Source organism: Latilactobacillus fragifolii (assembly GCF_905332535.1).
Classification (GTDB): domain Bacteria; phylum Bacillota; class Bacilli; order Lactobacillales; family Lactobacillaceae; genus Latilactobacillus; species Latilactobacillus fragifolii.
The window spans coordinates 123,204-147,896 of the sequence record NZ_CAJOCF010000004.1 but is presented as its reverse complement, the minus strand read 5'-3'; the positions used below and the strand labels follow the sequence as shown (position 1 = coordinate 147,896).

20 protein-coding genes and 1 tRNA gene are annotated in these 24,693 nt (G+C 41.3%); 16 read left to right on the top strand and 5 right to left on the bottom strand.

Translation table 11 applies throughout. The features are described from left to right. Position 1 precedes the first annotated feature (1 nt). Both whiA and J7Q78_RS06805 read left to right on the top strand, forming a co-directional pair. Positions 2-952 (top strand): DNA-binding protein WhiA, encoded by a 951-nt coding sequence (gene whiA / locus J7Q78_RS06810; protein WP_154242590.1) that lies wholly within the window; start codon positions 2-4, stop codon positions 950-952. Positions 953-1,036: 84 nt separating this feature from the next. Further along, positions 1,037-1,492, top strand: a complete 456-nt coding sequence (locus J7Q78_RS06805; RefSeq protein WP_154242591.1) for a MarR family winged helix-turn-helix transcriptional regulator — start codon at positions 1,037-1,039, stop codon at positions 1,490-1,492. A 97-nt stretch (positions 1,493-1,589) separates the two neighbouring features. Here J7Q78_RS06805 and J7Q78_RS06800 read toward each other — a convergent pair whose 3' ends face one another. Together J7Q78_RS06800 and clpP are read right to left on the bottom strand one after the other, a co-directional pair. After that, positions 1,590-2,108 (bottom strand): thioredoxin domain-containing protein, encoded by a 519-nt coding sequence (locus tag J7Q78_RS06800; RefSeq protein ID WP_154242592.1) that lies wholly within the window; start codon positions 2,106-2,108, stop codon positions 1,590-1,592. A gap of 107 nt (positions 2,109-2,215) precedes the next feature. After that, positions 2,216-2,800, bottom strand: coding sequence for an ATP-dependent Clp endopeptidase proteolytic subunit ClpP (gene clpP / locus J7Q78_RS06795; RefSeq protein ID WP_004265909.1), 585 nt, complete (start codon positions 2,798-2,800; stop codon positions 2,216-2,218). A gap of 713 nt (positions 2,801-3,513) precedes the next feature. Here clpP and J7Q78_RS06790 point away from each other — a divergent pair. Further along, the gene (locus J7Q78_RS06790) at positions 3,514-4,455 is read left to right on the top strand and encodes a nucleoside hydrolase (protein WP_208422288.1); all 942 of its coding nucleotides are present in this window, start codon (positions 3,514-3,516) and stop codon (positions 4,453-4,455) included. Between the two features lie 497 nt (positions 4,456-4,952). Here J7Q78_RS06790 and J7Q78_RS06785 read toward each other — a convergent pair whose 3' ends face one another. Continuing rightward, on the bottom strand, positions 4,953-5,630 hold the full coding sequence (locus tag J7Q78_RS06785) for a DNA-3-methyladenine glycosylase (RefSeq protein ID WP_208422252.1): 678 nt from the start codon (positions 5,628-5,630) through the stop codon (positions 4,953-4,955). 327 nt (positions 5,631-5,957) lie between these two features. Between J7Q78_RS06785 and J7Q78_RS06780 the strand changes: the two genes are divergently transcribed. The 4 genes from J7Q78_RS06780 (at position 5,958) to J7Q78_RS06765 (ending at position 11,156) form a co-directional block, all read left to right on the top strand. Next, positions 5,958-7,589, top strand: coding sequence for a peptide ABC transporter substrate-binding protein (locus J7Q78_RS06780; protein WP_208422251.1), 1,632 nt, complete (start codon positions 5,958-5,960; stop codon positions 7,587-7,589). Between the two features lie 188 nt (positions 7,590-7,777). Beyond that, positions 7,778-8,185, top strand: coding sequence for an organic hydroperoxide resistance protein (locus tag J7Q78_RS06775; protein ID WP_089556936.1), 408 nt, complete (start codon positions 7,778-7,780; stop codon positions 8,183-8,185). 320 nt (positions 8,186-8,505) lie between these two features. Continuing rightward, positions 8,506-9,546, top strand: a complete 1,041-nt coding sequence (tdcB, locus tag J7Q78_RS06770; RefSeq protein ID WP_154242607.1) for a bifunctional threonine ammonia-lyase/L-serine ammonia-lyase TdcB — start codon at positions 8,506-8,508, stop codon at positions 9,544-9,546. A gap of 254 nt (positions 9,547-9,800) precedes the next feature. Continuing rightward, the gene (locus J7Q78_RS06765) at positions 9,801-11,156 is read left to right on the top strand and encodes an FAD-dependent oxidoreductase (protein WP_154242608.1); all 1,356 of its coding nucleotides are present in this window, start codon (positions 9,801-9,803) and stop codon (positions 11,154-11,156) included. A 214-nt stretch (positions 11,157-11,370) separates the two neighbouring features. On the opposite strand, the gene J7Q78_RS06760 is transcribed toward J7Q78_RS06765, so the two are convergent. Further along, a complete protein-coding gene (locus tag J7Q78_RS06760; RefSeq protein WP_208422250.1) occupies positions 11,371-13,152 on the bottom strand; it encodes a glycerophosphodiester phosphodiesterase in 1,782 nt (593 codons plus the stop codon). Between the two features lie 159 nt (positions 13,153-13,311). Here J7Q78_RS06760 and J7Q78_RS06755 point away from each other — a divergent pair, with 159 nt between their 5' ends. Next, the gene (locus tag J7Q78_RS06755; protein WP_208422249.1) at positions 13,312-14,127 is read left to right on the top strand and encodes a hypothetical protein; all 816 of its coding nucleotides are present in this window, start codon (positions 13,312-13,314) and stop codon (positions 14,125-14,127) included. Positions 14,128-14,450: 323 nt separating this feature from the next. Here J7Q78_RS06755 and J7Q78_RS06750 read toward each other — a convergent pair. Then, a tRNA-Arg gene (locus J7Q78_RS06750) sits at positions 14,451-14,522 on the bottom strand. Positions 14,523-14,810: 288 nt separating this feature from the next. Between J7Q78_RS06750 and J7Q78_RS06745 the strand changes: the two genes are divergently transcribed. The 8 genes from J7Q78_RS06745 to J7Q78_RS06710 all read left to right on the top strand — a co-directional run bounded on the left by J7Q78_RS06745 (position 14,811) and on the right by J7Q78_RS06710 (position 24,598). Beyond that, positions 14,811-15,848, top strand: coding sequence for a sugar-binding transcriptional regulator (locus J7Q78_RS06745; protein WP_154242610.1), 1,038 nt, complete (start codon positions 14,811-14,813; stop codon positions 15,846-15,848). Positions 15,849-15,887: 39 nt separating this feature from the next. Beyond that, positions 15,888-16,904 carry a type I glyceraldehyde-3-phosphate dehydrogenase gene (gene gap, locus J7Q78_RS06740; RefSeq protein WP_208422248.1) on the top strand — a complete coding sequence of 339 codons (1,017 nt, stop codon included), beginning with the start codon at positions 15,888-15,890 and terminating at the stop codon, positions 16,902-16,904. 100 nt (positions 16,905-17,004) lie between these two features. Next, complete coding sequence (locus J7Q78_RS06735; protein WP_208422247.1) at positions 17,005-18,219, top strand: phosphoglycerate kinase; 1,215 nt, start codon at positions 17,005-17,007, stop codon at positions 18,217-18,219. A gap of 25 nt (positions 18,220-18,244) precedes the next feature. After that, positions 18,245-19,000 (top strand): triose-phosphate isomerase, encoded by a 756-nt coding sequence (gene tpiA / locus J7Q78_RS06730; protein WP_154242613.1) that lies wholly within the window; start codon positions 18,245-18,247, stop codon positions 18,998-19,000. Positions 19,001-19,116: 116 nt separating this feature from the next. Next, positions 19,117-20,412, top strand: a complete 1,296-nt coding sequence (gene eno, locus J7Q78_RS06725; RefSeq protein WP_154242614.1) for a phosphopyruvate hydratase — start codon at positions 19,117-19,119, stop codon at positions 20,410-20,412. A 362-nt stretch (positions 20,413-20,774) separates the two neighbouring features. Further along, the gene (locus J7Q78_RS06720; RefSeq protein ID WP_208422246.1) at positions 20,775-22,691 is read left to right on the top strand and encodes a BglG family transcription antiterminator; all 1,917 of its coding nucleotides are present in this window, start codon (positions 20,775-20,777) and stop codon (positions 22,689-22,691) included. 16 nt (positions 22,692-22,707) lie between these two features. Beyond that, positions 22,708-23,166, top strand: coding sequence for a PTS sugar transporter subunit IIA (locus J7Q78_RS06715; RefSeq protein ID WP_208422245.1), 459 nt, complete (start codon positions 22,708-22,710; stop codon positions 23,164-23,166). A 13-nt stretch (positions 23,167-23,179) separates the two neighbouring features. After that, entirely contained in the window at positions 23,180-24,598 is a 1,419-nt protein-coding gene (locus J7Q78_RS06710) for a PTS fructose transporter subunit IIC (RefSeq protein WP_208422244.1), read from the top strand. The last annotated feature ends 95 nt before the right edge of the window (positions 24,599-24,693 follow it).

The following is a 24,693-nucleotide window of genomic DNA, read 5'->3' as shown; positions in this document are numbered from 1 at the left end:
TATGGCTTCATATGCAAGTGAAGTAAAGAAAGAGCTGACGCAACTTGAAGTGCATCCTGAACATGCACGGGCGGAACTCGCCGCTTTAATTCGGATGAATGGGTCATTGAGCTTGATGAATCACCAATTTGTTTTAAACGTTCAGACAGAGAATCCGGCGATTGCTCGCCGGATTTATAGTTTACTGAAACAAAATTATCAAGTTGAATCCGAATTACTAGTACGTCGTAAAATGAAGTTAAAAAAGAATAATCAATATATTGTGCGCTTGAAGTATGATACAAATACTGTTTTGAAAGACCTTGATATCGTTGAAGAAGATGGTTTTACTATCCATACGAAAGTGTCCGCAGATGTGATTAATGAAGATCAGCGCGTCCGTTCTTACTTGCGGGGAGCTTTTCTAGCCGGCGGGTCAGTCAATAATCCTGAAACAAGCCGATATCATTTGGAAATCTATTCATTATACGAAGAGCATAATCAAGATATTGCGCGCATGATGAACCGGTTTGGCTTAAATGCTAAAACAACTTTCCGCCGCAGTGGCTATATTACTTATCTAAAAGAGGCTGAAAAAATTGCCGATTTTCTACAAGTGATAGGCGCTACTAATGCAATGCTGAAGTTTGAAGATATTCGCATTGTACGGGATATGCGTAATTCGGTTAATCGCTTAGTCAATTGTGAGACAGCAAATATGAATAAGACAATTGATGCAGCCACGAAGCAAATCGAAAATATTGAATACTTGCGCGATACGGTCGGATTAGATAATTTGCCGGCGAAGTTGCGTGAGATTGCGTTGCTCCGTTTGGAATTTCCAGATATTACGTTAAAGGAACTTGGGGAAAAAATGCCAAGTGGGGCGATTTCGAAATCGGGCATTAATCATCGGCTCAGAAAATTGAATCAACTCGCCGAAGCACACCAGCAAGGAATTAATAAAGAATAAAAACAAATTAATAGCACGCAATATTTGACTTGTACAATATAATTAAGTAAAATAAGTAAAGAAAATTTTATGGAGGAAAATTATATGGTTAAACCAGTATTATTAGATGAACAACTTTGTTTTTCGATTTATCGCGCTCAAAAGGCCTACAATCATTTCTACGGTAAGGTATTAAAACCTTACGGATTGACCTATCCACAATTTATCGCAATGCTCGCATTGTGGGAACATGGCAAGATGTCAGTGAAAGAGTTAGGGCACCACTTAGAACTTGATAGCGGGACATTAACCCCGCTTTTGAAACGATTAGAAGCAGACGGTTGGGTAAGTCGCAATCGTGCATCAGATGATGAACGCCGGGTTGACGTTACCTTAACCGAAAAAGCAGAAAATCAAAAAGAAGAAATCTATGAACGAGTTGGTGCTTGCACAAACTATCTCGATTTCACAAGCGACAAGTATCATGAATTACGTCAGGAAATGAATGAAGTTGAACATCATTTAAATGCCATTCAAATGGATGAAGCGCGTTTTTCATAAACGACAGATAAAGGACCGGAGTATTGAGATTAGATCATAGTTTTTGGAACCCTTTATCATACATAAAAAAAGGTGTCCCCTTTAAGGGACACTTTTTTTATTTTAGTAGTGTGTTCAAGTCAGGCATGGCAATCGATTCATCAAAGATATGCTCACCAAGAATGATGGTGGGGACGAATTTAATATTCGCACGATCAGCTTCAGCAATAATTGTGGCGAGGTTTTCGGCATTATCTTGTGGTGCTAAATTGAGATTTTGCTCGATATATTTTTTAAATTCATCGGGCGTCAAATCATTACGCCACGTTTTTTGGTGCGTAAACAAAAATGATAATGCTTGCATCACTGTTTCGGGTTGATTGAAAGGCAAATAAGTATGGGCTAAATTTCCTAGTTGCAGATCCGCTTTATCCTTATCAAATGGTTTGATAATGCGTTTTAGCCGACCAGCTTTGACTGCTTCAGTTAGCATTTCTTCAGATTTCAAAAACCACTTACGACAATAAGGGCAAGCAGCATTGATAAATTCAATTGATGTTAATGGTGCATCTGGTTGACCAATTGTAATCCCACCGGTGGTTGTCACATTTTCACTCTTAATGACACTAATATCCATGGCAAAAACCTCCTTTAAGATACTGTCAGTATAACAAATTTAAATAAAAAAATGGGCTAGTTCAACTTGAACTAGCCCATTTTTAATTAAACACAACCGTCAGCACGCTATTTTGGTTGGTTGACCATAATATCGTCAATCAAGCCATAGTCTTTTGCTTCTTGGGCTGTCATGTAGTTATCACGATCAGTGTCAGCTTGTAATTTTTCGAAGGTTTGACCAGAATTGTCTGCCAAAATTTGGTTTAAACGTTTCCGGGTCTTCAAAATTTCGCGCGCAGCGATTTCAATTTCAGTTTGTTGACCTTGTGCGCCACCTAAAGGTTGGTGAATCAAGACAGTTGAGTTAGGCAATGCAAATCGTTTGCCTTTTGTCCCTGCTGAAAGTAAAACACTGGCCATAGAAGCAGCCATCCCCATAGCGATGGTTTGAACATCAGATTTGATGAAGTTCATCGTATCCATGATTGCTAACCCTGCAGTGACAGAACCACCAGGTGAGTTAATATAGATTGAGATGTCCTTATCTGAATCTTGCGCGTCCAAGAATAATAATTGCGCAATGATTGTGTTAGCCATTTGGTCGTTTACTTCGCCAGATAACATGATAATCCGGTCTTTTAGTAAGCGAGAGTAAATATCGTAAGCCCGTTCGCCACGTGATGTTTGTTCGATAACTGTCGGTACTAACATTGAATTGCCTCCTTATATAAGCCAGAGTAGAATCACTCTGTTGTCTATAGATTGAATTTTACAGCAAAGGTCAATTTTGGTCAAATAGAAAGCTTCTTTTCAGAAAGATTATTGTCATTTTGTGTTCGAATTGAAAATATGGTATACTTGAGGAAGTTAATCAGCACTTATCACTGTAGGATCAAGTATTATTTGAAGACTTTAATCAACTGGAGTAACCATGGAGTTACAAGTAGTGTAAAGAGGCGGCTTACGCTGTTTAAACGAGAAGATATTTAGAAACACAAGAATTTAGACATAATTGAATTAACCCAAAAATAAAAAGCGACGTGACCCACACGTCATCTCCACTAGCCATTCGATGCTAGTGTGCGTAGTCAATTAGTGACTGGCTACCTGACATTATGTAAGAATTTAATATGCGAAATTAATTAGAAGGCCACCTAGGAATAGGTGGCCTTTGCCAATGGTTAAAAAATGAGGCATCAGCGTTCAAGCTTTTAAGAAAATAAATCAGCTTTCAAATAAGACGCAATCAGATGGTCAAACGATTTTAATGCATCATGAAATCAATGGTTTAAACTGAATCAGCGACTTGTCTTTTTTGAGTTTAATTCTTAGATTATTAATTTACCCACCTACGATAATGGGGTACACTTGGGATGTACATTATTTTGCATGATTATTGAGGAGGGCTTGGCGTGGCACAAAAAATGATTTTGGATTTAGATACTGGGATTGATGATGCGTTAGCAATTGCTTATGCATTGGGATCATCAGAAGTCGATTTAATCGGAATTACCTCAGAATACGGCAACGTTTTGACTGAACGAAGCGTTGTGAATAGTCAACAAATTTTACATTTATTAGGTCATCCAGACATTCCAGTTTATTTAGGTGCGGGGCATTCGACGACGACAAATGATTTTAGTGTCTTACCAATTAGTGCGGAAATTCATGGTCAAGATGGCGTTGGTGAGCTTCATCTGACAGAACCCCATCCGGAAATGGTGACTGAATCGGCCGTTGATTTTATATTACGTGCTTGCCAGGAATATGGTGCTGACTTGAGCATTGTGGCAACGGGACCAATGACAAATTTAGCGTTAGCGATTCAAAAAGATTTACCCACTTTGAAGAAAGTCGGTCAAATCGTGATTATGGGCGGCGCTTTAACCGTTGGTGGGAATGTGTCTCCATTTGCTGAAGCCAACATCAGTCAAGACCCCGAAGCGGCAGATTTGCTCTTTAAGAGTGGCTTACCGGTCACAATGGTGGGCCTTGATGTGACGCTGCGGACACTTTTTACACGCACCGATACAGCAGAATGGCGTGCGCTTGGCACACCAGCCGCCACAGCCTATGCCGATATGGTCGATTACTATATCAAAGCCTATGAAGTTACTTCGCCTCATTTACACGGCTGTGCCTTACATGATCCCTTAGCAGTTGCCGTTGCAATTGATCCAAGCTTAGTCACGACTTTCCCATTGAATTTGAAGACCGAGATAGAAGGCCCGTCACGGGGAAGAACAATTGGGAATAATGCTCGCTTAGATGATCCAACAACGCGGACGGCGGTTTGTGTCCAAGTTGACACGCCACGTTTTTTAACTGAATTTAAAGCAAGAATTGGGCATTTATTAGCGCCATAGGAGATTATCAGCTGGGATTTATAGTGGGAGCCAATCCAAATTAGCTTTTCAAAAAAAGGAATCGGTGTTATGCACCGATTCCTTTTTTAATGGGGATGAAAAATGGTGGTAATCGCGTTAGTGGGGGTTGAACCCACATGGACCAGTGAGCGCGGTTGAGAAATGATTGTGCCTTCGAAAACAAACATTCTTAACCGCAAAACCATTACCAATTCTAGGGAGGAATTTCAAATGGGCTGGTTCGTTTTACCGTTAAACTATAACGCATTGGGTGTGTTAGATATTCTTAGGGAGGAATAATCTAAAAAACACGGGAATCAGATTGTTTCTTGGGAGGAATTCATCTGATGTACAAAGAATAACAAGCAATTATGAATAAAATGTGACGAAAAAGTCATGAATTTGAGAGGAATTTAAGCGGTACTTTTGGTGGGCTAGAATCGATCGTGTTTTGGCGGTTTATTAAATGGCAATATACTCTAAGGATGGCATTCAATTCAATGTGGGTTATCAATTTGTGGCATTGGATCATTATTTTGACGCCAACCATGTTGTTCTAAGTCCCACTGGCGCTTAGGCAGGCCACTAACATACGGGTTACCAGCAACATAATAGCGATAAGGGAGTTGACCACTCGCTGCTTTAGAGTTAACGCCGATTCGTGGCGCGGTGACAATTGATTTTGGTTGGCGACGGTGGGCTAAATCAATCATTAAAGGGGCGTCCGCCACATTTTGAAAAGTCAGTTGTTTATCGTGAATGCCGAGAGCGCCCATTAATTTACCGGGGCCGTTAGTCAGTTCGACGCCAGGTTTTGGGCGATTGACGCGCATTTGTTCAATGCCGTGGGTCGGTTCGATGGCACGAATCAAGACGCCTTGTGGTTGATCCACTGCTTGGGTCACGATATCAAATAGAAAGAAACCGCGTAATTGATAAATATAAATCGTACCGGGTTCATGATAGAGTGGCTCACTAAAAGGGGTACGGCGCCCATTATAAGCGTGAGCGGCAGTGTCATCGGTGCCGACATAGGCTTCTGCTTCCACAATGAGGCCACCAAGTATTCCTTGGCGACTAGTATAAAGTAGGTGCGTCCCTAATAAGTCCTGGGCAATGGCTTGCGTCGAACGGTTCGTAAAAAATGATTGTGCTGCTGGTTGGCTGGTTCGCATAATAAAAACCTCCGCGTTAAAAGGAATCAGCCTTATCTTAACACCAAAGACATGCCAGTTGTCATCTGTCAGCCTTGATACTGTTAAAAGTGGGGATAGCATGGTCAAACTTTATTTAGCAGAAGACTAACAACTATTGAATACTGATTTAGCGGGGCAATGAACATGCTTCTATTTTCTTCAGATTTTTCACAAATATAAAATTCGGTCATTAATGTCATTTCAGGAGGACGGATGAGCGGATTACCGTCGATGTTTTAGGCTGATTATTTAACTTTTGAGCGCTGATTTGGTATGCTCTACTTATTAAATGTAAGGAGGCGTGTCATGCAAAGAAGGCGGCAGTTCTTAAAACTTAGTGTTAGTGCAATTTTTATATTCGGGGTGTTCCTATTATGCCAAGTTTCGGGGGTGCAGGCCAAACAGGTCCTTCAGCTTGGCGCGCAAGCCCCACTAGATACAATTGATATCTCGACTTCAACGGGATACGGCCAAACAGGGAATATTTATGAAAGTTTATTCCGGCTTGGCAAAAACGGTAAAATTGAACCTGGCTTAGCGAAAGCGAGTTCAGTTTCAGCTGATGGGAAGACATGGACGTTTAAACTGCGTGATGCCCAATTCAGTAATGGTGACCCGATTCGGGCACAAGATTTTGTCTATTCATGGCAGCGGACATTAAAACCGGAAACCAAATCACCATATACAAATCTTTTCAGCAATATCCAAAATGCACCAGCGATTGCTAAGGGCGAAATGGCTTCAGATCAACTCGGGGTGCGAGCAGTTGATGACCAAACGTTAGCAGTCACGTTATCGACGCCTGTGGCTTACATGAAAACCTTGATGGCTTATCCATTATTTGCGCCACAAGATCAAAAAGTGGTTGCAAAATATGGTAAGAAGTATGCAACAAATGCTAAATATATGGTCTACTCAGGGCCGTTTAAGTTAGTTAATTGGAATGGGACGAGTGAGAAATGGCAATTTGTGAAGAATGACCGCTACTGGGACCGCCAAAAGGTGAAATTAGACCAAATCAACTATACCGTTTTGGAAAATACCAGTACGGCGCTTTATCTCTATCAAGAAAAGAAATTGGATTTAACCCAGTTAGATAATCAACAAATTGATAATTATCGGGATGATAAAGCATTCCATCGTTATCCATATGCGTTAACCAACTATATTAAATACAATTTCAAGGCAGCAGATGAACCGAAAAAAGCCCTTTTGAATAACCAAGATTTTAGATTGGCGATTTCACTAGCGATTAACCGTAAAACATTAAATAATCGTTTGTTTGGTTCGAAGAAGAATGATATCACCGGCTTCGTACCGGTGGGCTTAGCCGACTCGCCTAAAAAAGTCGATTTTGCTAAATCACAAGCAGTTCCGAATACCGTGGATTATAATCCACAATTAGCACTGAAACATTGGCATGAAGCATTGAAAGCGACTGATCAAAAGAAAGTCACATTGACTTTAACCCTCAATTCCGATGATGCAAATGCGTCATATGTTGGTCAATATCTTAAAGGCCAACTTGAAAAAAGCTTGCCAGGTCTCAAGTTAACATTGAAGACGGTGCCAAGTCAGGTTGCAAATAGTCGCGATAAAAAAGGGGATTATGATTTATTACTTGCAGGTTGGGGAGCGGATTTCAAAGACCCAATTTCGTTTTTAGAAATCATGTTACCTGGTGCTGCCAGCAATACCGGTGGGTTTGACAGTCCAGAATACAAGGCTGCCCTTGACCGCGCCATGAATACCGATGCGAACGATCCTGATAAACGTTGGGCGGATCTCGTGACGGCTGCGCAAGTCATGAATCAGGTGCAAGGTATCACACCGCTCTATCAAAATGATACGGCGTACTTGAAGAATCCAAAGGTCAAAGGTGTTGTGCATAACACAGCTGGCGCACAATGGAGTTACAAGACGGCTTATATTAAATAGCGTGTGATATTAACCGGAAGAAGATAGCTGATAGAACATGTTTCGACTAGCAAAGAGCGAGTCCCTAAAAGGCGTCAGTCCCAAATTCATTTTTGGGCTGGCGCCTTTTTTGTGTAAACAAATCATTATGGTTCTGAATTTTGCTGTGCTAAAGTAAGGGTATTAAAGAAAAGAAAGAGGGGCTTTGCATGGCAAAACAATATGAAACAACGATGATTAATGAAGGTGGCCGCAATGGCTTTGTTTATTCGCCCGATCAAGCAAAGAAATATGTAATCAAGTCGCCGGGAACAGATCCATCAGGGAAGAGCACCAACCCAGAACAACTCTTTGCAGCCGGCTACAGTTCTTGCTTTAACAGCGCCTTAGATGTTGTCCTTAGCCAAGAACATGTTAAAGGGGAACCCACGATTAAGGCGACCGTTTCCCTTTATAGTGATGGCCCTGCCAATTATTATATTGGGGTTGATCTTTTTGGGCACATTGAAGGTTTATCAGAAGAAGAAACAATGAAGTATCTCAAAAAAGCAGACGAAATTTGCCCGTACTCAAAGGCAACTCGTGGTAATATTGATGTCACGATTAATGTGATGTAATTTCTGTGAACCACTTCTAAAAAAGAGCGGAACGATAATCATCGTTCCGCTCTTTTTGATTAAACGGGTAGTTTCGCTAAAAAATTAATGACTGCTTTGGTCATGTTGAACACCTCATCATTTTATTTTATAGCTAGTCTAGCGCTATCTTGCTGACCAAACAACTAGAATGAGAACTTAATAACCATCAAATGAAAGCGTTCTAATTTAAGGCGGATTTGTTTTGACAATGTTTAGTGAATGGCTTACATTTAATTGTGAAGGATAGCACAACCTATCCGTAGACACTTGTATTAATTCCAATGAAAGAGGTGGCCAGAATGGCAACGAATCAATTAGTATTAAAAACTGCAGCTATTTGCGATATCCGGGATATTGAGGAAGCCCGTGCAACCATCAAGCCGTATATTCGCGAAACACCTTTAATTCAATCGATGTTTTTAAGTCGCAATGTGGCGCATGGCCATGTCTATTTGAAATTGGAAAATATGCAACTGACGGGTTCATTTAAATTCCGCGGCGCGAACAATAAAATTAACCATTTAACGCCAGAGCAGCGGGCCAAAGGCATTATCACGGCATCAGCCGGCAATCATGCCCAAGGGGTCGCACTGACTGCTAAATTATTAGGGATTAATGCGACCGTTGTGATGCCAGAAGAAGCACCACTTGCTAAGCAGCAAGCGACCGCTGGCTATGGGGCGAATGTGGTTTTGCACGGTGCCACTTTTAACGACTCACGCCTATACATGGAACAATTAGCGGCCGAAAAGGGTTTAACGATTGTTCATCCCTACGATGATCGCGAAGTTATGGCTGGCCAAGGGACAATTGGACTTGAGATTTTGGATGCGATTTGGAATGTTGATACGGTGATTGTACCGGTTGGCGGTGGTGGTTTGATTGCTGGCATTGCGACGGCTTTGAAATCTTTTAACCCTTCAATTCACATTATTGGGGTTCAGTCAGAAAACGTGCATGGGATGACGGCTTCATTTAAGACTGGCACAATCACTAGCCATCACGATGATTTTACACTAGCGGATGGGACGGACGTAGCGATTCCAGGTGGCCTTACTTTCCCAGTTGTTCAAAATCTAGTCGATGAAATGATCCTAGTCTCTGAAAAAGAAATCGCAACTGCGATGAAAGATCTCATGCAACGGACTAAGATTGTCACAGAAGGTGCTGGCGCATTACCTACGGCAGCGTTGCTAAGTGGCAAGATTGCTCCCCAATGGTTAACAAATAAAAATATTGTGGCTTTAGTTTCAGGTGGGAACGTTGACTTAACGCGTGTTTCTGGAATTATTGACCAACTCTTCCATCCTGCTGATACAAGCAAAGGGGTTGTTGGGTAATCAATCAGCCGGTATCCGTCCAAAAAAAGGGTGCCGGCTGATTTTTGTGTTGCGAGAAAAGTGAGGCTACAATCGTCGATTAAGGTATGAAAAGCTGGACCGTCCTTTGCTTTTTCATTAGACCGCTAACCACTTTTCTAGCATGAAATTTAAGACTGATTTGTTAAAAAATGTTTTCGAATACGTTTTAATTTGTAATTAATATTATCTGCGTTATAATTAGGTTGCATAAAATAGATTAAGGAGTGATTAATGTGAAAATTATCGTTGTCGGTTCATCCCATGGTGGCTTTGAAACTGTTCAAGAAAGTTTACTCGATTATCCGGATGCAACAATCCAATGGTACGAACAGGGTGATTTCCTATCGTTCTTATCCTGCGGGATGCAACTCTATTTAGAAGGTACTGTCAAGAATGTTGACGATGTTAGTTACGCAACACCAGAAGGCATGCGTGCTAAAGGGGTTGATGTTCATTTACAAGAAGCGATTACTGCTATTGATGCTGATCAACATATGGTTCAAGTGAAAGATTTAAAGCATAATACAACGCGCGAAGAACGTTACGATAAGCTCGTCTTAAGTGTCGGCGCCGTTCCATTTGAATTACCAGTTCCAGGCCGTGATTTAGCGAACATCTATGCAATGCGTGGCCGTGATTGGGCGATTAAGCTCAAGGCCAAAACAGTTGATCCAACTGTGAAAAACGTCGTTGTCATCGGTTCCGGTTATATCGGTATTGAAGCGGCTGAAGTCTTTGCCAAAGCCGGCAAACACGTCACAGTGGTTGACGTCTTACCACGGTTATTAAGCCTTTATCTCGATCAAGAATTTACAGATGAATTAACAACTGAAATGCAAGCCCATAATATTTATCCAGCAGTCGGGCAAGGCGTTAAAGAATATGTCGGCGTGGACGGTAAAGTGACAAAAGTTGTGACCGATCAAGCCGAATATGATGCCGATTTAGTCATTGAAGCGGCTGGGATTCGCCCTAACACAGGCTGGTTAAAAGATACATTGCAACTGGACCGCAGTGGTCGAATTGAAATCAATGAATTCTTACAAACGAGCCAACCTGATATTTTCGCAGTTGGGGATGCAACGGTTGTGAAGTACGCGCCAACGGGTAAAGAAATGCCGATTGCTTTGGCAACAAACGCCCGCCGTCAAGGTCGTTATGCTGCTAAGAACTTAGTCACAGCCAACCAACCCGTCCCAGCTGTTTCCGGTTCATCAGCCTTGAGTGTTTTTGATTACCACTTTGCTTCAACTGGGATTAAAGAAGGGACTGCTGATAAATCTGGCGTTAAGACCCAATCTGTTGTTGTAACAGAAACTTATCGTCCGCATTTCGTCCCAGCTGATGAAAACCCAGAAGTTAAATTCAAATTAACATTTGACCCAGAAACCCGGCGCATACTGGGGGCACAAATCATGTCTAAAGCAGACGTCACAGCTAACATCAACGCCATTTCACTAGCCATCCAAGGTAAGATGACAATCGATGATTTAGCATATGCTGACTTCTTCTTCCAACCTGGTTTCGATCGTCCTTGGAACATCATGAACGTTGCCGCACAAAAGGCACAACGACTTTTAGAAGCATAAAAGCAGCAACAGCCGTCAATTTTAAATTGACGGCTGTTTTTTTGGAAACTTTTTCTTTGGATAGGAATCATTGCAATCAGCAACTCGATTAATAATAGGCCGATTAGGGCATTGAAGCTATTAGAGGGGTTTAAAAAAGATTGAAGCGCTATTGGGTTACTATTTTACTAGTGAATAAATTAGGGAAAATTGAAACACAATCTGCTTTGTATGATTACCCAATGCCAATGACATAATATGCAAGTTGCTCAGCGTAATGGAACTGTTTGTTGCGGCTTTTTGCTTGTTCAACTGCTTTAAGATTATCGGTGATTACCCCATCTGCACCAAAATACATCATCCGGTGCACTGCTTGATAATCATTGGGGGTCCAGACGAAGACCGCTTTATTTTCCTGGTGTGCGGCTTGAATGAAGTGCCGGTTGACAGTGGTCATTTCCACTGCGTAGAAATCAGCGCTTGAAATCGGCGGACCGCTGAAATTAAACGGCAGAATGTAGCCCGTTTGAATTTTAGGTGCTGCTTGTTTGACGGCTTCGACCACGTGCCAGTTTAAGGACTGCACCATGTGGCCGTGGGCTTCGATATTGGCTTGATACTTGTTCAAAAAGTGGCGCACTAACTCCGGATTATCGGTAGTAGGGGTCTTAATTTCAATTAAAAGTTTTTGGTGGCACTGATTGGCGCGGGCAAGATAATCATCAAATGATGCAATTGGCGCGGTTTGTTGGTGCTCACGGACGGTCATTTTAGTCAGTTGGGCCAGTGTTTTGGATTGGGGTGTCCCTGAATAGCCAGTCAGTGGCGCAAGTTGGAAGTCGTGGAAAACCACGAATTGGCGATCTTTAGTGAGTTGCACATCCATTTCAACGTAGTTTGGTTTTAAACGGTGGGTTTGGTTGAGCGCTGTCAGTGAATTTTGGACGCCCTTTTTTTGAGAAACACCGCGGTGTGAGATACTTAGTGGTTTGTGAATGGTTATAGCGTGTAGGGTATGCCAATTATAAACACCAACACCAACTAAGCTGATTATCGCGACTAACATCCATAAGTTACCACTGAAAGGCATATTTCGTTTTAAACTGGCATAAATGACCGTTGGGTGATTAAATTGTGAATCACTCAGCAAGCAATCAATGATAACGAAAAAGATGGTGACTAACGAGAGGCCCCAATTAATGAGCAGGATAGCTTGTAAAAGGGTCATTAAGATGACGGCACTAGAAAAACCGGCCGCAGTGTGGGTCTCAATGAAGGCTTGTAACTGAATTAATAGGTAAAAAATGATTCCGGTAAAGCCAATGAGCATGCCGATGATGAGTAAAAGCCGACCAACTAGGCGGATCAAATACTGATGCGTGAAGTGCCAACTTGTGCGCATTGCTTTTTTTAATGGCATGTGTTGCAAGATAATATAAGGGAGTGTAAGAATCAGGCGCAACCCGCCATACAGTAGGCCTAAGTAAATGAGAAGACATAAAATGCCAACAAGTCGGCGATTTGTTATGATGTAATCCAAAATGAAGGCCGGTAATTTAAACTTCGTCAACAAGTCGGCGTGATAGCCGAAAGCACTCCACGGCATAATTAAGACATAATAATATAGAAAGAAAAGCACAGTGCCGTTACGCAGGTGCGCGATTTGGGTAAAGGTCATCTTAAGTAATGTTTGCAGGGGAAGCGGCTGTTTGATCTGGATGAAGTACACACTTAATAGAAGAAACGTCAACTCGAAGAAGGCTAGCAATAATGTTGATAGCCCAATCCCTAAGAATACTAATAACGCAATCGGATGCTGATGAATAAGTGTTGGTAAGTTACTCAATGCGAGAAACTGAATCTGATTATGTACTAAAATGAAGTAACTGGCTTTGCCCAAAAGTGGCAGACAAATTAAAAGTAAAAAGCCATGCATCAATATCACACTACGAAAATAGACCGGGGACTGCTTTAAAAGAGTGAATGTACCTGTAAATAAAGTTTTAAAAGACGGCATTGATGGGGCTCCTCCCTTGGACTCGTAACGAGATAATTGTACAACAAATACAAAAGCGTGTAATGCTGATTATTTCTTGCATTTAAGAAGAAGTTTGCTATAGTTATTAAGTTAATAGTGTGAATAAAATTATTGAAGTTATTTTATTGGGGGATAACAATGGTAAAAAAATATTTAAGCACTCGGACTCGGACCAAACATACATACGCTTTCTATAAAGAAAGACGAAATAATCCGCAATGGCATGACGATTTTATTCAGGTTAGATCGCAAAGAAGAAAGGGAATAGCAGTTGAAATTATTATTAGTTTGGGTGTTTTGTTGATTGGAGGCATCTTTTTTTCGCAACGAGATCACGCGAACATTAGTGCTAGTAATGAAAGCACAGAGACAAGTTCAATGAGACTTGTGAAAGCTCAATCGAATTCTTCAGAATCAACCAAGTCAGAAAGTGGTAACGCGAGTTCAGAATCTAGTACACAAAAAAGCGAGTCTTCAAAATCAGCATCTATGGCCACCCAAGATGAGACCGATATTCAAAATAGTAATGAAAGTCGGGTGAATAATGAAAAAACTGTAGAGGATAGCGATAGTAAAGCAGTTATCGAAAAATCAATTGGCACAGGGTTTCAATTAATGCCAATTTTGTATAATGGTGAGGATGTTGAGCAGGCGATGAATAAAAATGTGGCACCGCAGAATTTGGTTCACGATAATTTCATGATTGGTTACTTGAAAGATAATAAGATTGCAAGAGTTTCTTCAATAGGGGCTGCGTATAATCAAAACTATGAGATTACTGACAGCATTTTAACGATTGGCGATCATCAATTTAAGTATCAAATAAACGATGATCAAACAGTCTCTTTCGAAAATGAGGAAAAGAGTTACCCCGACGGCTCGACAGTCACTTGGCAATTAACTAAAGAACAAAATGCAAGGCAAACAGTTGATTCAAAACCGACACAAAACTAAGATCAAATCTTGATGGCATCAAAATAAAATAAGCTGTGAAAAACCTTAATATAGTTTTTCACAGCTTATTTTTACGGATATAAGAGCTTGCTTTGCGTTTTTTCTGTTCGGATTAATTTTAGAATTTGCCAATAGAAAAATTAATTGACTTTTTAGTTCTCATTTTAGTTCTCATTATAGAAAAAGCATTAGTAAGTATAGTATTTTGCCGTAGTCATTGCATGTTTAAACAATTTGTTAAGATACAATAAAAAACCAGTCAATGTTAAATTGACTGGTCCTCGTATAATTACCACATAAGGTGGTGATACAAAAGATATATATGCGTCACCCGGGAGTCGAACCCGGATCTCAAGAACCGGAATCTTGGGTGCTATCCATTACACTAGCGACGCATTCCGTGTACTCAACAGTACAATATATTATACTAACGGAGTTAGGCAGAAATTTCAAGTATAAATTTCGAGAAAATCACGATAAATCAAGAGCAAAAAAATATTCGGAAAGAAAACGTATTCATCAACCGCAAAGCATTGCATCTATTTTCCCCACTTGTTATAATGGTCTTGTTCGAAAGGATAAGTTACTAGGTTTAGTAAGTTACCTTTTATTTTTTGCCAACCATGGGTCGACTAATGACACAGATGGACATTTTATGTCCCACGGAAAGTAGGCGATAGCAATTGCGCGATGAATTATCTGCAATAGAAGCGGTTGCGCCAGATTTCGTCGGTATCATTAAGAAACGTTACCAGGTGTTACAACATATCGATTGGCTCGCGCCAGTTGGTCGACGAACGCTTGCGGAACAATTGAAAATGAGCGAGCGCGTGATTAGAACCGAGACGGATTTTTTGAAAGCACAAGGTTTGCTTAATTCGTCTAAATCGGGTATGGTTTTAACCGTGAAGGGGAATGAAACCCTTGATCAGTTAAGACAAGTAATGGATCAGTTCTTAGGATTACATCAGACTGAACGTCAGTTGAGTGAAGTCTTAGGAATTGAACATTGTTTAATTGTTTCTGGCAATAGTGACGAACAAGCAAAAGTCCTCACCGAAATGGGCAAGTTAGTCAATAGTACGTTGCAATTATTATTACCACAAGGTCAGAGTGTTGTGGCAGTAATGGGTGGAACGACGATGGCTGAAGCAGCTCATGAACTTTCAACTGATCTTTCCAAGCAGCGCAATTTAATTTTTGTGCCGGCACGCGGAGGTATTGGGGAAAGTGTTAATATTCAGGCCAATGCAGTCTGTGCCGAGATGGCAAAGCAGACAGGTGGTAAACATCGGGCATTGTATGTGCCTGAACAGGTGAGTGAGAAGACGTACGCGCCCTTGTTAGAAGAACCAAGTGTTCAAGAAGTGTTAAAACTGATTGAACGTAGCCGAGGCGTTTTGCACAGTATCGGTGAAGCCATCGTGATGGCTGAACGACGCGAGATGCCAATAGAAACCATCAAGATGCTTAAAGAAAAGCATGCGGTGGGTGAAGCTTTTGGTTATTTCTTCAATGCACAAGGTGAAGTCGTGTACAAGATTCCGCGAATCGGGTTACAGATTCGTGACTTATTGAATATTCCGTGTGTACTGGCGGTAGCTGGTGGTGCTTCAAAGGCCCAAGCAATCCAAGCGTACATGCACCTCGCACCTAAACAGACGTGGTTAATCACGGATGAAGGTGCTGCAAACTCGATTTTACAAGGGGCAACCCTTTAAAATAAAAATTTTTCATTTCCTAAAGGAGGAAATTCTATTATGACTACAAAAGTAGGGATTAATGGTTTCGGACGTATTGGTCGTTTAGCTTTACGTCGTATTTACGCAACAAACAGTGATGTATTGGAAGTTGTTGCTATCAATGATTTAACATCACCAGATATGTTAGCACACTTATTAAAGTATGATACAGCTCATGGTCAATTCGATCACGAAGTATCAGCTACAGAAAACAGCATCGTTATCGATGGCAAGAACATTCCAGTTTATGCTGAATCAGATGCACGTAATATTCCTTGGGTTAAGAATGATGGTGTTGACTTAGTTCTTGAAAGTACTGGTTTCTACACATCAGAAGAAAAATCACAAGCTCACCTTGATGCTGGTGCTAAGAAAGTGCTTATCTCAGCTCCTGCTGGTTCTGTTAAGACAGTTGTTTACGGTGTTAATGACGACACAATCACAGCTGACGATAACATCATCTCAGCAGCTTCATGTACAACAAACTGTTTAGCACCTTTAGCTAAAGCAGTTAACGATGCTTTCGGTATCAAAGCTGGTACAATGACAACAATCCATGCTTACACAGCTACACAAAAATTACAAGATGGTCCTGATCGCGGTGGAAATGTACGTGCTGCACGTGCTGCTGCTGCAAACATCATCCCTCATTCAACTGGTGCTGCTAAAGCGCTTGGCTTAGTTGTTCCTGAATTACAAGGTAAACTTGACGGTCACGCACAACGTGTTCCAGTTATTACTGGTTCATTAACAGAATTAGTTGCAACTCTTGATAAAGAAGTTACAGCTGACGAAGTTAACGTTGCTGTTAAGAAAGTTACAGAAGGCAACCAATCATTTGGTTACAACGATGATCAAATCGTTTCATCAGATATCATTGGTACAGAATTCGGTTCAGTATTCGATCCTACTCAAACACAAATCGTTGGCGGTGGCGCTGGCCAAGTTGTTAAAGTTGTTGCTTGGTATGACAACGAATCAGGCTTTACAGCTCAAATGATCCGTACATTAGAAAAATTTGCTAGCTTAATCTAATTTCGCTTTTGTGAATTTAGGTATGCGAGTGCATTTTATAAGGCGGGAGGAGGTAAACTCCTTCCGCCTTTTTTTATGAAAATCTAGGAGGTTTGTCCACATGGCAAAACAAACAGTTGCAGATTTAAAAGATATTAAAGGCAAAAAAGTCTTAGTACGTGTTGACTTTAATGTACCAATCAAAGACGGCGTTATCGGTGACGATAACCGGATCGTAGCTGCTTTACCAACAATCCAATACATCATCGATAATGGTGGTAAGGCTATCTTACTTTCTCACTTGGGTCGTATCAAGAGTGACGAAGATAAGAAAGAATTGACATTGAAACCAGTTGCTGCCCGTCTTGGCGAATTATTAAATAAAGATGTTACTTTCGTTGCTTCAAACGAAGGTCAAGAATTAGAAGATGCCATCAATGCTATGACTGATGGTCAAGTATTGGTTATGGAAAATACGCGTTTCCAAGATATCGACAACGACTTTGGCAAACGCGAAAGTAAAAACGATCCTAAGTTGGGCGAATACTGGGCATCATTAGGCGACATGTTCGTCAACGATGCTTTTGGTACAGCTCACCGTGCTCACGCATCAAACGTTGGGATTGCAACAGCTATGAAAGCTAATAACAAACCTGCAGTAGCTGGTTACTTATTAGAAAAAGAAATCAAATTCTTGGGCGAAGCAGTTGACGCTCCTGAACGGCCATTTGTTGCTATCTTAGGTGGTGCAAAAGTTTCTGACAAAATCGGTGTTATCGAACATTTATTAGCTAAAGCTGACAAAGTAATCGTCGGTGGCGGGATGACTTATACGTTCTACGCAGCTAAAGGTTTAACAGTTGGGAACTCATTAGTTGAAGAAGATAAAATTGAATTAGCTAAAGAATTAATCGAAAAAGCTGGCGATAAGTTGGTATTGCCTGTTGATAACGTTGTTGCAGACAAGTTTGCAAACGATGCTAAGACAGAAACCGTTGAAGGTAACATTCCTGATGGCTACATGGCATTAGATATCGGACCTAAAGCAATTGCTGAGTTCGAAAACGTGCTTAAAGATGCTAAGACTGTTGTTTGGAACGGCCCAATGGGTGTGTTCGAAATGGACAACTTTGCTAAAGGGACATTGGCAATCGGTGAATTCCTAGGTAACTTATCAGGTGCTACAACCATCGTCGGTGGTGGCGATTCAACAGCCGCAGTTAAGAAATTAGGCGTTGGCGACAAGTTAACGCATATTTCTACTGGTGGCGGGGCATCACTTGAATACCTAGAAGGTAAGACATTACCTGGTATCGCTGCTATTTCAGACAAATAATTTAAAATTAAGAGGAGATTTTCTCATGCGTAAACCAATCATTGCTGGTAACTGGAAAATGAACATGAACCCAACACAAACAACTGAGTTCGTTAATGCCATCAAAGCCAATTTACCTAAGTTCGATCAAACCGAATCAGTTATCGGGGCACCTGCCGTTGACTTACCTGCTTTATTAGAAGCGGCTAAAGGAACAGACTTAAAAGTAGCTGCTGAAAACTGTTACTTTGAAGATGCTGGGGCTTTCACTGGTGAAACTTCACCAAAAACGTTGAATGAAATGGGTGTTGATTACGTCATCATCGGTCATTCAGAACGTCGTGATTACTTCCACGAAACAGATGAAGATATTAACAAAAAAGCACATGCTATTTTCAAAAATAACATGACACCTATCTTCTGTTGTGGTGAATCATTAGAAACGCGTGAAGCTGGCAAAGCTGAAGAATGGGTTTCAAACCAAGTAACAGAAGGTCTTAAAGGCCTTTCAGCAGACCAAGTTAGCTCAATGGTGATTGCTTATGAACCAATCTGGGCAATCGGTACCGGTAAAACGGCTTCTGCTGAACAAGCTCAAGAAATCTGTGCTGTTGTTCGCCAAACAGTTGCCAAGTTATATGACCAAACAGTTGCTGACAAAGTTCGTATCCAATATGGTGGCTCTGTTAAACCGGCTAACGTTAAAGAAATCATGAACAAAGAAGACATCGACGGCGGTTTAGTTGGTGGCGCAAGTATGGAACCTGCTTCATTCTTAGACTTAGTTCACTTTAACGACTAATTTTTAACGCATTCCTGTTTACGAATGGTGTATAATTAGCTAAAATAGATGTAGGCTTTGCCTGACATCCAAAAAAGCGCTAATGCTTTGCATTAGCCAAAAAAGGAGAAAATTACATGTCAATTATTACTGATATTTTAGGTCGCGAAGTTTTAGACTCACGTGGCAATCCGACTGTTGAAGTTGAAGTCTACACAGAAGATGGCGGCTTTGGTCGCGCAATCGTTCCTTCAGGTGCTTCAACTGGTGAACATGAAGCTGTTGAATTACGTGACGGCGACAAATCACGTTTTGGTGGCAAAGGTGTTTTAAAAGCTGTTGAAAACGTTAATGGTCCGCTTGCAAAAGAAATCATTGGTTTCGACGCTACAGATCAACGCGGTATTGATGCTGCTATGATTCAATTAGATGGCACAGAAAACAAAGGTAAATTAGGCGCTAACGCAATCTTAGGGATTTCATTGGCTGCTGCACGTGCTGCTGCTGACGAATTAGGCTTACCATTGTACGAATACTTAGGCGGCCCTAATGCGCACGTATTACCAACACCAATGATGAACGTTATCAATGGTGGTGCTCACTCAGATAACAAAGTTGACTTCCAAGAATTCATGATTATGCCTGTTGGGGCTAAATCTGTCCACGAAGCTATCCGGATGGGTTCAGAAACTTTCCAAGCATTGAAGAGTCTTTTATCAGCAGACGGTAAAGTTACTTCAGTTGGTGATGAAGGTGGGTTTGCACCTGATTTTGCAAACAACGAAGAACCTTTACAATACTTGATTAAAGCAATTGAAAAAGCTGGTTACAAACCAGGCGAAGATATTTCAATCGCTATCGATGTTGCTTCATCAGAATTATGGAACAACGAAGACAAGACATACAAATTACGTTGGTCAACTGGTGAAGAATTCACAACTCCTGAATTCGTTAAATACCTTGAAGGCTTAGTTGCTAAATACCCAATCATTTCAATCGAAGATCCTATCGATGAAAACAACTGGGAAGACTGGGCAGAAATCACTAAAGAACTTGGTAAAAAAGTTCAACTTGTTGGTGATGACTTCTTCGTAACAAACACTGATTACCTACGTAAAGGAATCAAGATGGGTGCTGCTAACTCAATTCTTGTTAAAGTTAACCAAATTGGGACATTAACAGAATCATTAGAAGCAATCGAAATGGCTAAAGAAGCTGGCTATACAGCAGTTGTTTCACATCGTTCAGGTGAAACTGAAGATACAACAATCGCTGATTTAGTTGTTGCTACAAATGCTGGCCAAATCAAGACAGGTTCAATGAGCCGTACTGATCGTTTAGCTAAGTATAACCAATTAATGCGGATTGAAGAACAATTGGGTGATACTGCTTCATACAAAGGAATTAACTCATTCTACAATATCAAAAAATAATTGAATATGTTCGTGTCGGCACATTTTGAGGTTTAACAGCCCGCGTTAAAGGATTATGGTTGTAGTCTTTTGACTTGGGGGGTTACCATTGAATATGACGAGCAAAACATATCTAGTAAGAGCATCTTTTAATTAAGATGCTCTTTTTTTGTGCGATAAATTGACCGGATAAGGTAATGGATTGGATTCGGCTAGCAACTAAATAAACAATCCCCAGCATAACCGGTTGATTAAGCAAAGCTTATGGAGCATTGTGCAATAATTACCAGAATAATCTTGCAAATAATTAGGTTTGCAAGCGGATACATAAACGTTAGACTATAGATAGCGTAGAGGGATTGAAACGAGGAGTTGCGATAAGCATGAACAAACGAGAACACGCTATTATTCAATATATTTTGGCCCAGCATAAAACGCACTATGTCGACATTGCCGCACAATTACAGCTTTCAGAGCGCACCATTGCAACCACCTTGAATGATATCGAAAGGCGGGTTAAGCCTTTTAATGTGAAACTCGTTCGAAAACCGAATGACGGTATTTATTTTACCGGGGATGTCGCGACATTAGCCAATCATCTTGAAAAAGAGGCCAATGATCGTCCCCAATCCAAGGAAGAACGCTGTCATTACATTCTGGCTAAATTATTATTAGGTTCAGCATCGATTACGATTCAACAACTTTCTAATACCCTATACGTGAGTCGGAGTACGGTTGAGAATGATTTGAAAAAGGTAAAGCAAAAACTCGCGCAATTCGGTCTTCAATTGGCAATCACGCATACCGGTTTATCCTTAATCGGTTCTGAGCATCAAAAGCGGCAAGCAACGGTTGAGTTAATCAGTCAGTATTGGGGAAAACGGACTGAGGCTAAAGAGTTAAATGGACAGTTAGTGCGCCATGTTCAATTACCGGATAAGCTGAATCAACTGTTTGAACCAGCCTTGATTAAAAACGTACTCACAGCTTTAACGGAATTAATTGAAAAAAGTACGCTATCATTTACTGATTACGAGTTTCAGTCCTTAGCGATTCATCTGATGATGGCACTAGAACGATTGGCCCAGCACAAACTGGTGGAAGCAACGGAGCCCAATCCAGTGGTGACACCGTTCATTGCCGAAACACAGCTGTTAGTACAGATTTTAGAACGGCGATTTGAATTGACAATTCCGGATTTTGAACAGGAATATCTCAACCGCCATCTAGTAACGGTCCAAGCGAAGGATACGTCTGTTGAAACCATCCAGATTGAGTTGCGACAATCGGTAGGGCTACCGCAACTATTACGGCAACAGCTCGCTCAATTAGTAGTTGATGAGGAATTAATTCAGGGATTGGCAGTGCATTTAAGTTCGGCTCTTCGGCGGCTTGAAATGGGATTAAGTATTAATAATCCATATATGGATGAAATACGACAGAATTTCCCCCAAGCGTTCGATCAGGCAGTGTTATTAAAGCCGGTGCTTGAAAAGCAGTATCAAATTCAAATGAACGAAGATGAATTAGCCTTTATCAGTTTACATTTTGAAGCTTTTTTTGAACGACATGCAGAAGACTCCCGCTTGAGTGTTGTGGTGGTTTGCAGTAGCGGCATTGGTACTTCGCAATTATTAGGGCAACGGTTGGCTAAAACGTTTGCTCAAGAATTGCGGATTACGCGTATTATTGCTCTAGGAGAGCTGCTTGCAACCCCGATTAAGGAATCGCTAGTCATCAGTACGATTGCCATTAAAGGCTTGTCGGTACCAGTGATAGAAGTCAGTCCTTTGTTAAACCGGCATGATATTGGCATTATTCGCCAGATGATTGCTGAACAAGCGGCGCCTGCCAATCGCTTAGTCGCTTTATTACAACCTGAATTAACCATTGTCACGCAAGAGCGGTTAACCGATCAAGCTGCGATTGCATTAATTGGGCAGCGACTCATTGATTACGGATATGCAAAGCCAACGGTCATTCAGGCGGCATTAGCCCGCGAAGCCTTAGCAAGTACAGCGCTTGATCGGGTCGCTTTGCCCCATGCAGATCCACAATTAATTATTAAGCCAGCTATTGGGTTACTGATTGCCCCACAAAGGATTGCTTGGCAACCTAACAACAAAGTGCAGCTTGTCTTTTTTATGGCTTTGAATGCAACCGTCGATGGTCAAATGCGGGCGATTTATCATGATTTAGACCGATTAATCGAAAATCCACGCCTTTTAAAACAAGTTGTGCAAGCACCAGATGGGGCGGCAGCCCTTGCTATCTTGGCACAATTTAATAAACGAAACTAGAATGGAGTGTTAGCAGATGAAGACCTTTGAAGTCGATAATATTTATACAGATATCGTTGTCGGGGATGATAAATCAACGGCATTAGCAACATTAGCGCAGTTATTTGCAGATAAGAATGGTTTAGATCAAGCGGCATTAACCGCGGGATTCAATGCGCGGGAAGCTGAAAGCACAACTGGGTTTGGCAATGGGCTCGCGATTCCACACGCTAAAGTGGCGGGCTTAACCCAACCGATTGTCGGGATTGTCACTTTTAACACTGAAGTCAATTGGCAAGCATTAGATGAGACACCAGTTGCGATTGCGATTGTTCTGATTATGCCGCTTGATGATCCTAATAAGACACATCTAAGAGTCTTATCAAAGTTTGCGCGTAAATTGATGGATGATGCGTTTATTCATAATTTGAAGCAAAATCAACATGATGCAATGGCACTTTATACGTTAGTTAATGACGCAATCGAATTTGACTAGGAGGTTTTAGAAGATGAAAAAGTTTGTTGGAATTACCAAATGTCCAGTCGGCATTGCCCATACTTATATGGCAGCTGAAAAACTGCAAAAAGCCGGGCAAGCACGCGGATATGAAGTCAAAATCGAAACGCAAGGGGCTTCTGGAGTCGAGGATGAATTAAGTGCCGCAGATGTGGCTGATGCCGATTTCGTAATTATTGCTGCTGACGTTGCCGTTGATGGAGAAGAACGGTTTAACGGCAAACCGGTCCTATATGCGAAAACTGCTGAAGCCATTAAAGATGCCGATATGCTAATTGAAAAAGCACCAATGGCCGGTATTTACGGTAAGAATCAACCAAAAACAGCAGTTAAACAAGAAGATAGCCATGAACAAAGCCCAATTATTAAGCAATTATTAAATGGGGTTTCCCATATGATTCCGTTCGTCGTTGTTGGTGGCTTATTCATTGCCTTGTCAATCGCGATTGGTGGCCATCCGACTAAAGCGGGGATGGTGATTCCACCGCATACCATTTGGAGTAGTATGAATCAGATAGGGACAATTGGGTTTACCTTGATGATTCCAATTCTGGCCGGTTATATCGCTTATGCCATTGCCGGTCGCGCAGCTTTGGCCCCCGCAATGATCAGTGCAATGGTCGCTAACAATCCCGACATTCTTGGCACAAAAGCTGGGACTGGGTTTATTGGCGCAATTATTGTTGGTTTTGCGGCTGGTTACTTAGTTAAATGGTTTAATTCATGGCCCGTCCCAAAAGACTTACGGCCAGTCATGCCAATTTTTGTTATTCCTTTATTGGGAGTTGGGATTATTTCAGCCATTTTAATTCTTGTTTTAGGCGCTCCCATTTCATGGTTGATGACGGCCCTCCAAGATATGTTGACAGCCCTTTCACAAAATCCCGAAACGAGTGTAATCCTTGGAGTTGTGATTGGCGCGATGGTCGCCATTGATATGGGTGGTCCAGTCAATAAAGTCGCCTTCTTATTCGGGGTTGCGTCAATTACTGCAGGTCATCCACAAATCATGGGGGCTGTTGCTTGTGCCGTTGCCGTGCCACCATTGGCATTAGGCATTGCAACATTTATTCGTCGGGATCTTTATTCAGAAGAAGAAAAATCAGCGGGGATTCCAGCCATTTTGATGGGCTTGATCGGAATTACGGAAGGGGCCATCCCATTTGCGACAGCTAATCCAAAACAAGTGTTTCCAAGTATCATTGCTGGTTCAGCCGTTGCTAGTGCGGTCGGGATGGTCTTCAAAATCACCGATGCCGTGCCCCATGGCGGCCCAATTGTTGGCGTGTTAGGGGCCACGAATAACATTGGACTATTCTTCATGTCAATCTTAGCAGGGGTGATAGTAGCAGTAGCCATTTTAACCACGTTTAAGGTTCGAAAAGCACAAAAAATACAGCATGCACAATAAGACAATCAGGCACTATAATCGAGGGTAGCCATCCGCGGATAGTTGCCTTTTTTGATTAAAAAGGTTATGAACATGCGCTTGTTTGAATTATATAA